The 15089-nt window shown below is 56.7% G+C and carries 8 protein-coding genes; 6 read left to right on the forward strand and 2 right to left on the reverse strand.

The genetic code is table 11. The features are described from left to right. Positions 1-92 precede the first annotated feature (92 nt). Positions 93-3230: a toll/interleukin-1 receptor domain-containing protein gene (locus tag ACR0AG_RS17465; protein ID WP_480841253.1), complete on the forward strand. Its 3138-nt coding sequence runs from the start codon at positions 93-95 to the stop codon at positions 3228-3230. A 298-nt stretch (positions 3231-3528) separates the two neighbouring features. Here the strand turns inward: ACR0AG_RS17465 and ACR0AG_RS17470 are convergent, their stop codons facing one another. Continuing rightward, positions 3529-4305 (reverse strand): copper chaperone, encoded by a 777-nt coding sequence (locus ACR0AG_RS17470; protein ID WP_480841255.1) that lies wholly within the window; start codon positions 4303-4305, stop codon positions 3529-3531. Beyond that, entirely contained in the window at positions 4302-5744 is a 1443-nt protein-coding gene (locus ACR0AG_RS17475; RefSeq protein WP_480841257.1) for a tyrosinase family protein, read from the reverse strand. The genes ACR0AG_RS17470 and ACR0AG_RS17475 overlap by 4 nt, the downstream gene beginning before the upstream one ends. Before the next feature lie 193 nt (positions 5745-5937). Here ACR0AG_RS17475 and ACR0AG_RS17480 point away from each other — a divergent pair, with 193 nt between their 5' ends. The 5 genes from ACR0AG_RS17480 (at position 5938) to ACR0AG_RS17500 (ending at position 15038) form a co-directional block, all read left to right on the forward strand. Then, a complete protein-coding gene (locus ACR0AG_RS17480) occupies positions 5938-8709 on the forward strand; it encodes a S8 family serine peptidase (RefSeq protein ID WP_480841259.1) in 2772 nt (923 codons plus the stop codon). A gap of 10 nt (positions 8710-8719) precedes the next feature. Beyond that, entirely contained in the window at positions 8720-10795 is a 2076-nt protein-coding gene (locus ACR0AG_RS17485; RefSeq protein ID WP_480841261.1) for a trypsin-like serine peptidase, read from the forward strand. Further along, positions 10792-14070, forward strand: a complete 3279-nt coding sequence (locus ACR0AG_RS17490) for a hypothetical protein (protein ID WP_480841263.1) — start codon at positions 10792-10794, stop codon at positions 14068-14070. Before ACR0AG_RS17485 ends, ACR0AG_RS17490 begins: the two co-directional genes overlap by 4 nt. A gap of 484 nt (positions 14071-14554) precedes the next feature. Then, a complete protein-coding gene (locus tag ACR0AG_RS17495) occupies positions 14555-14710 on the forward strand; it encodes a hypothetical protein (protein ID WP_480841265.1) in 156 nt (51 codons plus the stop codon). A gap of 148 nt (positions 14711-14858) precedes the next feature. Beyond that, entirely contained in the window at positions 14859-15038 is a 180-nt protein-coding gene (locus ACR0AG_RS17500) for a helix-turn-helix domain-containing protein (RefSeq protein ID WP_480841267.1), read from the forward strand. Positions 15039-15089: the final 51 nt, after the last annotated feature.

Here is a 15089-nt window from a genome sequence, read left to right on the forward strand (position 1 = left end):
AATTGAAATGTGTTTGGGGTTTCGGCGCATCCTTGTGATTTGGGTCAGCGCTGATAAGTTGCCATAAACATTAAGTTTAACGGTGTTGAATTTTGCACGAAGAGCAGTCCTCAGAAAGTGAGATCTCTAAGGTTTTCGTCTCTTATTCCAGACGTGACCGGGAACAAGCCCAACGCATTTCAGATGTATTGCGCGAACGCCAATTTTCTGTGTTTCGTGACACTGAAGACATTCTGCCCACCGAAGAGTGGAAAACGCGTCTTGAGCAGCTGATTGCCGAGGCGGACACAGTCGTGTTTTTGCTAAGCCCGAATTCGGCGGTTTCCGAAGTGTGTGCCTGGGAAATTGAGTATGCAGTCTCACTGGGCAAACGCATCGCACCAATAGTCATCACAGACGTCGAGCCGACCCTGATCCCCCCTAAGCTGGCGCGCCTGAACTTTATCTTCGCCACAGACCGCGACCCTTTTGAAAACGCAATCAAATCACTGGTGTCCGCACTCAACTTGGACATAGATTGGATTCGCGAACATACACGGCTGTGTGGCTTGTCTCTCAGGTGGCACAAAGCTGGGCGACCCAACCACCTGCTGTTACGCGGTCAGGATATTTCGGATGCCGAGAATTGGCGCGATACACGTCCAGCCGAAGCACCGGCGGTTACGAGCCTGCAGGCTGACCTCATCACACAAAGCGTTCGGGCAACGGCCCGCCGTCAACGAATGGTCGTGGTCGGTTCGATTGTTGGCCTTGTGGGTGCGTTGGCTCTGTCCGCCTTCGCTTGGCTACAAAGCATTGAGGCGGATACGCAGCGCATTGCAGCCGAAAACCAGCTGAGAGCGGCACAGATAAACGAGTCCCGGTTTCTGGCGAAGCGCTCCGCCGAGCTTGTCGAAATGGGTGATTTCACCGCCGCCGCACAGGTAGCGTTGAAGGCGCTACCGGCACCAGATCGTGATCGTCCGGTCACACCTGCGGCGGAAAGCGCCCTTAGGAATGCGCTTAGCAACATGACGGAAGTTGCCGTTCTGGCGCCAGTAGGTGATGGGTTTTCTAATGGGGCGATTTCGCCGGACGGAACCTACGCCGTACAATCCAACATGACCGACCGCGCCGTCGTTACCGACCTGCGCAGCCTGGAAACGGTGATTGACCGAAAGGCGCCAAGCAAAGACATAAGTTACGCATTTACCCCGGACAGCAGCATCCTGCGGATCGCGCGTCGTAAGGGCAACAACAGCGAAGACGGATTCGTTACCGAATTGTGGGACCTTGAGCGGAAAACCCAAATTTCTTCATTTGACGGCTTCTACAAGGCCCTTTCGCCTGATGGGCGCTTTGCAGTTGTGTTAAAGGGCGAAAGCTATAACTATCAGATCGTTATCCTCGATACCGCCACTCACGAAACGCGGCAAGTACTGGCCGAAAACGTCCAGTCTATGGACAATTTTTCCTTTGACCGAACCGGTGATTGGCTGTTGATGAATGGCCGCCTTGATGTGGCCGATACGCAGGGTTCCTATCTTGCCAACTTACCGACCGGAACGATCCGACAACTCGATCTGTTGTCTCAAGGCGTGCGTTGGGCTGGGAATCGGACCACCTTGCTCAGCTCAAATTTTGTCGGCGTTGACGAAGAAAAGACCATAGAGCTTTGGGAGGCGCCTTATGATGCTCCTGCCAAAACGATCTTGTCCGGCACCTCTGGAAACGTGGGCAATATTTACCTGTCCCCGGATGCAGGTCACGTGTCAGCGGTTGTCGATGAAGAACAGGTCATTCTTGACATCAACACCGGAGAGGTGTTGCACCGGCTGGGCGAAGACCAAAGAATAGCAATTCTGCCGGGGTCGGAAACATTTGTAGTAATTGGCGGTACGTCGACCGGTATCGAATTCCATGGGCTGTCGCAGTCCGGATTTCTCGACCGGGTTTGGGCGCTGGGGCTTTCGTTGCAACAAATCAGTTTCACGGATGACTACAGCCGTTTGGTTGCCCTTGGGTATGACGGATCTGTTCATGTCTGGGACATCCCCGAGTTCATATCGAGGCCAACAAGCCTCGCCAACCGGTTCACGCGCCTGACCAGCCCATTCGATTCTCAGATCCGAGGCGTGGCGTTTTCTTCAGACGGTTCGACCCTTTTTGCACATACCGGAGGTCACCAAAACCTGGTTGTGGCAGATGTCAGTCACCCTCCGACGGATGGACGGGGGGCCTATCTGGGGGGTGTCCGTGGATTGCCGTCTGAGTTTTTCCTTGACGTGCCGCCAGACGACAGATGTGGGGCCGAGCGGTATTTGGATAACGTGATCAAACAACGTGGGATCGACCGTCCAGAGGATGGCGTGGATAAGGGATGGGCCTGTCCATTCATGGCACTCTCGCCCAGCGGAAATACCATTGTGCGGCTGCATTCGCGCACCGCCAAATACGGGGTCGAGTTGCAATCCACCTCTGGCGCAATTGAGACCGTGTTTTTACCCGCCGACACTGCATTCATGAACCAGATCCGGTTTTCCGCGGACGGTCGCTTTGCCATGATGACCCCGCAAAGCGGTCAGAATAACGGTGTGGTTCTGGTCAACCTCGACCAGCGGCAGCTTGTTGCGCTTGAAAACCTGGAAGAGACCATCGGGACATGGCGAACTCAGATAACATCCGACGGCAAAAGACTGATTATCCCTACAAACGAGGGTTTTGGTATCTGGAGCACCGAAACAGGGAAAATAGTGGGAAAAGTGGATGAGAACGCGGTAGAAATCATACCTGGGTTTGGCCCAAAAACCAGAGGCACATATCTGTTTTCAGATGACCGCCGCCTGCTGCTGACCTCGAACAGAACTGGACGGATTGTTGACATTGAAACAGGTGAAACGCTGGTTGACGGAATCGCGCCCAGGGACATGTCTGGTTGGATCATCTCTCCCGATGAAACGCTAGTAGCGATCTATAATTTAACTGAACAGCACCTGCGCATTTGGGACATAGAAAAAGGCGCGTTTGTCGCGAGACTGAGCGGAATGGTGACTTCGACCCAGAATTCAGAGCTGAATGGTATAACCGCAGCGGCGTTTTCACCCAGCGGAGATCTGATCGCAGCCGGATCCCGAAATGGGCGCATACGCGTCTGGAGCTACCCCAAGAATCTTTTGGAGTTGATTTCCACTACCCATGAGAAACTATCCCGAACGGCACTGGTGAACGAACTGGTTTTAATTGGAAATTGATACGTGTTTGAAGCTGCCTTGAATGAGATGAATGGTTTGGTTGCAGACAACATTTGATTACGCTTATCGTACTATTTTGCGAAGAGGCTGAGCCTTTTCGCACGGCATCGTATCGGACCTTTTGTTCATTACGCCCAAGCCGTTGGCAACTCGCGCCGAGCATTCCGTTCTACTTGTGAACTATTGATGGATCGATACCGCCTTTTACAGAGGGTTCGACATACCACGAACGCACGCTGCGTTTGACATGTCCAACCATTCGGAGCCGGTATTACGAGAACGCCGATTAACCCGGGTTTCAACTTTGCAGAGCTGCCAAACCCGCCAGTGCTATCAGTATCGCTCTGAGCGGGAGCGCTTTGGGGATGTGCGAGATGCGTTCGGCCAGCAGGAGATTTGTGACAATAAACATGCCCATCAATCCTTGATCGGCCAGCATGGGCGCGACCATGATGGGAAGGCAAGTGTAGGCACATCGAAATGCCATTGTTGCACCGTATAAAGCCGATGCCTGTGATTGCCGCCGCCCATAAAAAATGGGGACGCGATGAAGTCTGGCCAGATATCGTGCTCGGGTGTTGGAACCGATCCAGAGATATGCAGGACCATAAGCAAGCGCGATTGTCAGGACCGGCAATGATCCAAACGCGTTGCTGACGCTCTGAAACGCCAGAAGCGCGGGTGCGATGATCAGGCCGAGCGTTAACCAAACCAACCCATACCCGCAAAAGGCTGTCGCGATTACCGGCACCTTGCACTGTGGTGCCGAATGCGCTGCCAATTGACCAAAGCTCACCATTGTCAATGGCACCATCATGGCTGCGACCATCGCGATCCACTCCAGGGCCAAGGCGCGGGGATTTGCATAGTAGAATGCCGCATCTACCGCCGTCACAAGAGAACCGGGACCAGCGGACAGGCACAAGGCCAGCTCACCGGATTTTTGCAAAAATGCCAGAAAGACCCAGCCGGCCATAGTTGCCAATAGCGGCCAGAGAATACCTGGATTTGCCAAAGTAGCCCGCCGCAAAATCGGTTGACCGCGGCGGGCGTGGGCCATGATGTGTGTGATCATGAGAAATAGATGCTGATGCGCCCGACTTTGATTTCCGGAGCCACAGGCTCGGGGGTGGAAAGGCCCTCAATCGGCGGGAAGGCGGCCTCGGTCACAGCGCGTGCCGCGACGCGGGCGAAACTGACTTGCAACATCGGAGCGGTTTCCCGTGTCAGGTTCAAGCGATCCGCCGCCGAGGTGATATCGTAAACCTGGGTCAAACCCGCGCCTCCGTGGTCGCCATCGGGATCGCTTGCGACATCGATGCCGAAGGTCGACAGGATACCGACCGCAACAGGCGGTTTGTCATCGTCCACAAGGTCAACCAAAATGTCGAAATCGCCGGGCACACCGTTGCCGGTCACCTCTTCCAGTCGCAGATAGACATGGATCGGGGTGGGCAGAGCGGATTCGGTAAACGAACGCTCCAGACCATCAGTTTGCAGCGCAACGCGCGCGCGCGTTATGTCGCTGTCCAGCGTGACGGGTCCGTCTGACGAACCGGCCAGTTCGGGATCAAGGTCAAGATCGGCCATTTCAAGCTCTCCTGCCGGAGTTACAGGCGTAGGCGGCACAGCGGGTGTCGGCAGGCTATCATAAACATATCCGTGCAGAACTGCTGTGGTTTGTTGCATATCCGCCGAGGTAAAGCTGAACGGTTGCCCGTTTGAATCGTGCAGCTGAAAGCTGATTTGTGTCAGCCAGGCCGGATCAACCGGGTTGAAGTGAGACGGATCTGCTGACAGCCAATGTTCCCAAAGGCGGTCAATATTGGCGTGGTGCAGCCAGAATATGGGATCGAACGCCGCTGTGCTGGGTGAACTCATCCAGCCGCCGTTCCCACCGATCCGCACGTGAAGAACATTATGCGGAACACTTTCCAGGGCACCGTTCTGCGTGCCGAACGGATTGAACCCTGTTGCCGGGCCGCCGAAGCCCGGGTTGAAATTTGACGCGGGCGTGAATTCGGGCTCAAGAAGGGCATGCAGGGACACATCAGTATCGCGCAGTCCCACATCCCCGTCGGGCAACGCGCCACGCGGCGCAAACAGGGCGTTGTCGCGCCCATCCGGCAAAGTCTGATCGCGAAACGCGGGCGGCAATCGTCGTGCCTGCGGGTTGGTGTTCAAGTCTTCCGAATAGTTCCAATACGGCAAAGCCCAGTCGCTTGGTCCGCCAAGCGAGGCGACCGCCTCGGCCACGATGGCTTCGAACGCGGCCAGATACCCGCGATGCCATGGCAGGAAGAACCATGTCTGATGCTGGCATTGGTTCCAAAAGCCAGCCGACCCGGGGGCAGGGGTCCAATTGGGGTTTCCATGTACCGCCCCGACCCACCACCAGCTGGTCGGATCGGATAGCGGTCGGGCCTGCATCACTTCGACGGCGGCACGGTACCAATCCAAAGTCTGGTCACCTGCGGGCAGATCATAGGCAGAACGTCGGATACGAACAGTCATTGAAATATCTCCTAAAATGCAAAGGCAGCGACTGCGCGAAAAATACCGCGCATGGTTTACTATACGTCACTTCTGCTGAACCCCAAAGCCCGGGGCGCAAACCGGGGATCAAGCAAGGTCTTTGTCAAAGCCAGCAACCGGCGTATGATCGCTGCATTGAAACATTGAATTTGTATTGATTGGAGTCAGATTGATGGAGTTGCTGCGCGCAGCGGCCGAGGTCGCCGTCCCAACCGGCCGAGAGGCGTTGCCGGATAATGAACTTGGGTTTTCCCTGCTTTATGAAACGCCGCCCGATCTTGCCGAGGAACGCATTCGTCTGCAGCAAGTATTGGGTGCGGATGGATTTGATCTTTTTGCCTATGGGGACGCGGACCCAAATCAATTGATCCTGAATTTCCCGGGCATCCGCCTGGAGCAGCCCCCCGACTATATTCTGGAACAAGCGGAAGCGTTGAGGCAGGAACTCGACCTGGTTGCGGTTTTGCCCGAGGTCCCCCCGTTATATTCCGACGGTGAGTTCGTGGCCTATTCCGAGACAACGGAATCGCTCGGAGAGGTGATGCAGGCGGTCTGTCTGTCTGCGGCCACTGAACCGGACGATCCGCGATGGGCCATTCAGATGATCCGCGTCGATCAGGCCTGGTCAAACCATGGTGTCGATGGATCGGGTGTGCGCGTGGCGCAGCCTGACACGGGCGTGGCAGAGCATCGTGAACTGGCGCAGGGTGTGCGCAAGGATCTGGGGCACAACTATCTTGACGGAACCAGCGACCCGACGGACCCTCTTGAGCCGTCCATGGGCGCGCCCGGTCACGGCACACGCACCGGCAGCACCGTGATCAGCCGTCCCTCACACATCGTCACCGGGTCGGCACCGGGTGCCGAGCTTGTGCCGCTGCGGGCGGTGAACGCCGTTGTTCTGCTGGGCGGTCGTGCGGTGGCGAGATCGATCGACCACGCCCGTTTGAACAGCTTCCCTGTGGTGACCATGAGCCTTGGCGCAGGATGGCCGCTTTGGAATCTTGGGCGCGCGATCGAAAAGGCTGTGGCCGAAGATCTGATCGTTCTGGCCGCGGCCGGGAACTGCGTGCGCAGGGTCACCTATCCGGCATCGCGCAGCGATGTGATCGCCATCGCAGCGGTAGATCAATACGGCCAGCGGTGGCGCGGATCATGCCGCGGTTCCGCCGTCGACGTCTCTGCACCGGGCGAGAATGTCCATACCGCCACCCGTGTGCCCGATGACGGAGGTGGAGACGCGGCGAAGTCCGCTGTCGAACGCCGTAGCCAGGGCACCTCATATGCTGTGGCCCTGACGGCAGGGGTGGCGGCCTTGTGGTTGGAAAAACATGGCCGCGATGATGTGATCGCAGAGGCACGCCGCCGCGGCACCGTCGTTCAAGAGCTGTTTCGCGCGGCCCTGAGGGCAACCGCCGAAACCCCGCCCGGATGGGACAGTGCGAATATGGGAACCGGGATCGTCGATGCCGACCGTTTGCTGAATATGCCGCTTAATGCAATTCCCACCACCGCGGACAAACCGGAAAGCCCGCTGATCAGCGGACTGATGCCCGAAGACATTCCGTTGCACCTGCAAACCGAGGCTGGAATGCTTGCCACGGACTGGCAATTGCGCAGCACGCCGGGCTCAGTTGCGATGCTTGAGGTCGGATTGGCCCCGCAACCTAGCCCGCAACTGGCTGCCCTGTTGGATACGAGCCCACCGGCCCCGGTTGCCAGCCCAGCCTTGATCGCGGAACCCGCTACGCCGCCGAAACAGCTCAGCGACGCGTTTCGCCGGCTGGCCTCGGGAGATATCGCAACGCGCGAGTCCGCTGAAACCCTGACGCCAGAGGCCGCGCTGGAGCGGATACGCAACGCGGGAGAAGACGCCATCCTCAGGCGCGTGACAGATGCCCTGACCAGCCGCGCGGATGCCGCGCCTGATCTTGTGGATACGGCAACTCAACAACAGGCCCTAGACCGGTTTGCGCCCGTACTCAGTGAAATTTTGGACACCGGGCCCGATCTGTCCTCTGGAACCGGTGAAAGCCGGGCGGCGCTTGAGGCCCTTGTGCGCCTGACAGGGCGCCCAGCGGTCCGGGTTCAAGGCAATTTGTCCGAACTGGATGACCCGCTTCTTGGGTCATGGGCTGAGGATCTGCGCCCGATCCGCAATCGCTGGAACGCCTATGTCAATGCCGTCGGTCGGATCGATGTCGAGGTGCGACCGCAGGAATGGGTCCATGCGGGAACGGGTTTTCGGATCTCGGACACGCATGTCATCACGAACCGACATGTCATTGATCTGTTCGCCGCGCCGTTGCCAACTCCGGATGGACGTCAGGAATTTCGTCTTCGGCGGCCAGTATCGATCAATTTCTCACCGGATGCGCAGGACGATAGCAGCCGTTACACACTTGGCCCGATTGTCAGTGCGGGTGCGCGCCGGATTGGTCGCTTTGTGGACATGTCGCGCCTGGATCTTGCGGTGTTGCAGATCAACCCGGACAATGGGACCGGAAATCCTGCGCCGCCGCCACCAGGTCGCGGCCTGGTAAGCCCCGGTGACGCTCAGATCAGCAGTTTGCTGGTTGCAGGTTACCCGGCAGAGCCCGTGCGCCCGGACCAGGAAGACCAGAACTCAAGCACCTTCTGGAATCGGATCGACGAGATTTACGGCGAAGAATATGGCGTCAAATATATCAGCCCGGGCTATGTCATGAGCCGTCCGGGAACGCTGACGGATGACCCCCGCGGCTGGAGCTTTTCGCATGATGCGACCACGCTGGGGGGGAATTCTGGATCTGTTGTGGTTGCTCTGCATGGGTCGGTTCAGCTAGCGGGTATTCATTTTGGCGGTTCTGCTTTGACACGCAACCTTGCGCACGACCTGACGCGCGTAAGAGCTGAGGCCGATGGCACGTTTGATACAACTTTGCTTCCGGGCCAAAATCAGTAGCTTCAAGTCAATGTCAAACACAGCAGCACCCATCTATGAGCTTCTTGCCAGACCGCTGGCTGATCTGCGTGTCTCGCGCAGTCGGTTTGAAGCCTTTTTCAACGATTGGCTGGAATTCGATACGCCATCCGTCGATGCATCCGAGCAGCCGAAAAACTTCATTCACGCGGTTTGGTCCAGCTCTCGACTTTGCGCGGAGGTGAACCCAAAGCCGCGGTTAGAGAACACGACCGATGCGGTTCGGTTGGCGCTTGCAGCACTGGGAAGCAAAGATACCGCCTATGGCTGCGTTGTCGCGGCCATAGCGGCAGGGATATTTGATCCCGAGAACGCAAAGGACGGCTTGGCTGTCTGGCGAAAATCTCTGTCGCAAAGGGTACTTGCCGAATTCGGCGATCACAGCCCGCGGGCGGTGAGGCAAGCCTTGTCCAGCCGCGAAGTCCTTGTCGACAAGTTGGATTTCTGGACCGACCTTGGGCATATTTTGCCTGCGATTACGGTGGCCCGTCGGCGGTTGTGCCGGATCGAGATCTGCGATCAAAACTCGTTCGAAGTTATCAAACGCGGCACCGGTTTTCTGGTCGGGCCCTCCAAGCTTCTGACCAACCTGCATGTTGTCGATAGCCTGCCCGATGCAATACCGGATACCGAAGTTCGGAAAGCCTGCGTGCGCTTGCGGTTCGATTATTCGGAAACAACCGGACGTAAGACAGACACCGCTTCGACTTTCCATTTGCATGAAAACTGGTGCCTTGCGCGCGGGGGCTTGGGGGACCAAAGCCATGAGGGCCCGGCAGAGGACTATTGGTGGGACAACGGTACGAAGCGTGTCGCGTGGTTGTCACTGGTGGCAGATACACTGGATTATGCGGTCTTGCAGATTGACGGCACACCAGGTTTGCAACGGGGTTGGTATCGCCTTTCCACCGACGATATCAGCGAACCCATCGGGGTCTGGGCAATGCACCACCCCACGATTGATGAGCAAACGATCACACGGGGCCCGGTTCCGATCTCGGCTTCGGTGGGCGGTGGTGGTGCGCGCTTGTTTCATGCCGCTTCGACCACGACCGGATCCTCGGGAGGATTGATACTGAACGAAAATGGCGAACCCGCCGCGCTGCACTATCTGGGGCTGCAAGCCGAGGCGGAACCTGATCCGGACCAATCCTGGCAGAAGAACGAAAGGATAAACGTTGCAATCCCGTTGCCTTTGATCGCGAAGGCCTTGAAGGAAGAAGGTGTTCTTGATCGGCTCGAAGACGTGTCTGCAATCAGACCTTACCGCGGGTGTCTTGATGGCAAACAACCGGTTTTTGGCCGGGTTGAATTCCTCGACAAGCTGCATGAGTTCTGGACGAATGACCGCCGTATTCTGCGCGTGGATCTACTGGATCAGTCCCTGAAAGGTCGCCGCCCAGGCAAGACCTTTTCCGGCTCGATCCTGGAGGGTGTTTTCAAGGGCCCCGAGCACCACCATATCCGCTTTAGCGCGGCTGATATCAAAGTGGACGCCCTGCGCGTTGCCAGCGATGCGCTTGCCACTTTTGCCGAAGATCTTGTGCCCAACATTCCAGCGGACCCGGATACGACGTCACCGGCTTATGTGCGTCGGCTTGTGACATTCTTTGCAAATGCGATGCGGGACAGACTGCCCAATCACAATGTCTGGATCGTGCTGGACGATCTGGATCAATACGATCTTTCGGATGCGTCCGGCAGGGAATTCCTTGCCACCTTGTACAATCAGGTTTCCAGCATGCCTTTCCTGCGCATCGTCCTGATTGGCCTGCCTGCGGATGCCGCCATAAGCGGAATGAAAGATGAGGATGTGATGACGACATTCATCACCTCTGACGAAATCGACAATCTGGGCGCGCTTTTGACGGATTGGCTGAAACAACGCGGGGCCCGGGACGCAAATATCACCGACGAAGGGTTTAAACTGATCGAAAGGATGCTGGTTTCTTACGCCGGTGATGAAACTCCGTTAGAGCGGGCCGCTGCATTTGCGCAGGATCACCTGTCGGATGTCGCCGAGGACATGTTCGGGTCCGCACTCTCACCGCAGGAGGATGGCACATGAGCAAACTGCATCTTGACCACGCACGTCGCCTGGCTGCCGTATCCGGGGTTTTTGATCCACTGGCCCTGGCACAGGCTGTCGGATTGGCGAACCATCTGCCCAAAGCACAAGATGCGATGCTTGCAGAGCTGAGCACGAGCGTGGTCGAAGGGTTGTCAAACGGGTATGGCTGGAGCTTGCGCCCGGACACCAGAAAGGCCGTCTTGCGCCGATTGGTTTCGCAAAGCGACACCCGTCTGGCCATTGAACAGGCGCCGGACCACCATGCCAAAGACTACTTTGCCATCGCGCTGCGGAAGCTTCTGCAACAAGAGGTCTTGCACGCGGATCACCTTGATCATAGCGACTCTCTCAGCGGGTTGCGTGAGGCTCTGACGCAGGCGGGGTCTTTGCTTGAAGCTTTGCAATTCGCTCAGCTTGTGCCCTATCTCGACAGCGACGGTCTTGAAGACCTGGTTCTGCAAACCAAGAATTTCATTATCGAGACGCAGCGCAGACAAGACATGCTGGTGGTGCTGCCGGACAAGCATTTTGGATATGACGATCAAAGGATTGCCTTGTCTGCTTTTCTGCGTGGCAAGAAGTCTGATTTTGACGTCTTACCTGACAGTGCCAAAGGTGATGAACCACCTTTCGATTTGGGGTCGCCGGTTTTTGTTTCGGGTATCGGTGGCGTCGGAAAGTCGGCCCTGATGGCGCGCCTGTTTCACAGGTGGCAGCGGCGCAGCGATGGCCCCCTGACCATTGTTCTGGATTTCGACCGACGTCAGCTCAACACCGGGTCACCGGACGAGATGATGCGTGAAGTTTTGCGACAAATGGCGGCGGGTATCCATCACAAAGACCTGGCGCAAGAACAGGCCCACACGGTTGCATCTGGTTTGTCGGCATTGCGCCGCGACGTTGGTGCGGTGGGAACGGACGGGCAAGCCGCTGATTATCACAGCCAGCTTGAAACGCTTACCATTCAGCTCAGAAGTGCCTTCCAGCAGGATTGGGCCAGACCCTTGCAGGACCTGCCGATTGCAATGATCTTCGACAGTTTCGAAGCTTTGGACCGGCGCGGTGGCACCAATGTCGAGACCGTTTTGGGGTTTGAAGACATGCTTCGAAGCCCGAATGTCCTGCCAAATGTGCGATCGGTGTTTTCGGGGCGCGCCGAACCGTTGAAACCCGATGACATGGCCAAGAGGTTTGGCCCGCTTGAGCGGCGCATGAAACTGGATGGGCTTTTGCCCGAGGACGGGATCGTACTGTTGCAACACGCAGATCGCAACCATGCCAGTTCCAAAGGGGTTGCCCCGTTATTGGCGGATACGGACGTCTGCGAGAGTATCACCAAAGCCCTGAAACATCATCCCATGACCTTGCTGATGGCGGTGAAGTTTATCCATACACACCCGGGTGCCCTGAACCAGTTGGTTGACGATTTGGGCGGCCAAAGTGCCTTTTCGGCCGAGGTGGCCCAGGTGTTTTTGTACGAGCGCGTTCTGGATCGGATCGAAGACCAAGAGGTGCGTGCGCTGGCCCACCCCGGCCTTATGCTGCGGTCCGTGAACGCGGATATGATCCGATATGTTCTGGCAACCCCGTGCCTGAACCGCCAAGAGCCGCCGTCTGAGGCGGAAGCTGAGAGTCTGTGCGACAAGCTGGCGTCGGAATACTGGCTGGTCGAAACCTCTGACCAAGGGGAAAACCTGAACCACCGGCCCGATCTGCGCGAAAAGATGCTGCCGGCGTTGCTGGCGGAACCGCAACAAGATGATGGCCCCGCAGAGGCCGCCCGCAAGAAGAATCTGCGCGACAAAGCGCTTGATGTCTGTCGGGCGGCATATGCCTATTTCGCCGAAGGTCCACCAGCCGAAGACGCAGAGGCACGCGCCCGCTGGGCCAATTTACCGCCGCGGTTCAGGCGCACGCATGCGATGTACTATTTGTCCTTTCTGACGCCAATCTCACCCCCTGAATTTGGCAAGGACATCGCCAGTGATTTTGACGAGGAACTCGGAGCGGCGGAGATTTCTTTGATGCCAACAAGGTGGCGTATCCAGATTGACGGCTTGCAAAACCGGCCGATCAGGCCAGAGGACCTTCGAAACCTGTCTGCTGATCTTTATGAAAGTGTTCAGGCCAAGGCCTATCAGGCGGAAACAAAGACCGGTCGCGGCAGCGCGTTTTCAGCGGAATTCAGCAAAGCATTTGATGCTCAATTTTCGGACGCGTCCTCCCAACAAGCTGCGGCTCAATCCGCGGCCGCTCAGGAACGGATGATTTCCGGTTTGTATGCACAAGCACGTTTCGCAGATGTTATGGCTGCCGCACCCAACTATCTGGAGGCGCTGGCGGCAGACGAGAAAGCACAGATGCGCCTGCATCAGATGGCGTCCGAAGCCTTGTGGCAAACACCCGCCTGGCAAATTGTTTTGTCTGCGGCTGCTTTGGGGCCTCGTCCAGAGAAAGGCGATCTGCCTTTGGGGCCTTCGGTGGCGGAAAATCCCCTGAGCCATGTGATCTACCGCATCGCCAACAGCATTGCATTGGGGACCAAAGTTCCCATCAACGATTTCACGCAGGTATTCACCGGCATGGGCGAAGCGCTGACCCTGGATGGGTACAGGTTTCGCAGCCCGGAGTTCTGGAGGTCGGATTCAAAAATTCAGGCCTCGGTCGACACCGGGTTGAAACTAAGGGGTCGATTTGGCCAATTGTCACTTGCCGCAAGCGGTTGGCCCGAGGAAATGTCAGACCATCTTATTGAACACTGGCCCCAAATCGCCGGAATTTTGCAAGATTTCTGGGAACTGGCCGACGTCCCGCACGATATCGAGGAAGGATTTGACGTCCCGATGGTCACGCTGCGGAACATCAATACGCTTTACAGCGTGGGTAACCGTCAGGACTTTGAGCTGCGCGCAGGTGCCTTTGCCCGGATAAGGTCCGGCCAGTATATTGCGCGGTTGTTCCGAGGGCTGACACCCGAGGTGTATGATCCGTTGGAAAATGTCCTGATCAACGCTTCGGAGGTGGATTTTTCGCCGGTGTTGTCCATGCTCGATAAAAAGGCGCGGTTCTGGCCGCGGGAACTTAGAGAACTGCGATCCGACAAGGAGGTTGCCGAAGTTCTATCAACGATTATCGAGACAACTGATCGTGTCGGGCTGATGGCACCCTTCCTGCAATCCCTGGCCCCGGTCAGCGAAGAATTGCAGCAGATTCAGAGGATCCACGAAACGATTTCCGGATGGTTCTTTGGTCGATTGCAAGCGCGACTATAGTATTGATTTCGCATGGATATAGTTGATTTTAGATCGTGTTAAGAAACTCATAGACTGGCACTCGGCAACCATCCAATGGGTAAAATTCCTGCACCTGACGCGGCCACGCAAATGGTGAAATGAATTCAGCTGAACTTTGCTACGCTCCGTTTCTCAAACCAACATTTCAAGTTTTGCGTTCGGGAACCGTGACATGACCGAAGAGATCTGCTCGGTCGGGGTTACGCACAATGTGTTCGATAGCCCGTCTACCCGGATAACTGGCCTTTGGACCGAGGATCGGTCAGGCCACCGCACCACGCCATGACTATTGTCAAGTTGAGGCGGCGCCGATACTGCGCCGCGAGCGCAACAGGTTTGACAAAGCATAAAGACAGGAGGGTCGGGGTGTGTTTTTCCGACCGCGAAAGGGATACGGGGAAGGTATTTTCGTGCTGCACGAAGCACAAAAGCGATTGCACGCCAATGGCTGCTGCTGCGCAGCTTGCCGGAACAGCATGTCGAAACGCTGCTGAGCCACGCGATTTGGCGACAGTATGATCGCGGCGAGGCGATTTTCTTGCAGGAAGAAACCGCCAAGGCCGTGCACGTCCTGTTTGCGGGGTGGGTCAAACTGTTTCGCGTGATACCCTGCGGTTGAGCCAAGACTGTGTAGATCTGCGACGTGATGCATATCCATAGTCCGATTCTGATCTCGTTGAAAAAAGAGGACCAAGAAATCGAAATTTCGATTCTGGCCGCCACGTTTACGCAACTACATTCTCTGGTCGCCCAACTGGAATAACTGAATGTGCAATCGCGCACAGCGGGTTGCAGAGTTCCTGTTGAATCTTTGTGACTGCGATGTATCGCTGCCTTATGACAAGATACTCATCGCCGGACGTTTGGGGATGAATTCCGAAAGTCTCAGCCGTGCGTTTTCTGGATTCAAAACGGATGGCGTGCGGATCAACCGCAACCACGCGTAAATTTCCGATATCGATGCATTGCGCGGTTATCTGGATGACGAACCACACAGC

The sequence above is a fragment of the Ruegeria sp. H6 genome (assembly GCF_056532975.1).

Excerpts from the sequence above, each read along its gene's own strand:
- ACR0AG_RS17475 (WP_480841257.1), bottom strand. The coding sequence starts at position 5,744 with ATGACTGTTCGTATCCGACGTTCTGCCTATGATCTGCCCGCAGGTGAC.
- ACR0AG_RS17480 (WP_480841259.1), top strand. The coding sequence starts at position 5,938 with ATGGAGTTGCTGCGCGCAGCGGCCGAGGTCGCCGTCCCAACCGGCCGA.
- ACR0AG_RS17500 (WP_480841267.1), top strand. The coding sequence starts at position 14,859 with ATGTGCAATCGCGCACAGCGGGTTGCAGAGTTCCTGTTGAATCTTTGT.
- ACR0AG_RS17490 (WP_480841263.1), top strand. The coding sequence starts at position 10,792 with ATGAGCAAACTGCATCTTGACCACGCACGTCGCCTGGCTGCCGTATCC.
- ACR0AG_RS17470 (WP_480841255.1), bottom strand. The coding sequence starts at position 4,305 with ATGATCACACACATCATGGCCCACGCCCGCCGCGGTCAACCGATTTTG.
- ACR0AG_RS17485 (WP_480841261.1), top strand. The coding sequence starts at position 8,720 with ATGTCAAACACAGCAGCACCCATCTATGAGCTTCTTGCCAGACCGCTG.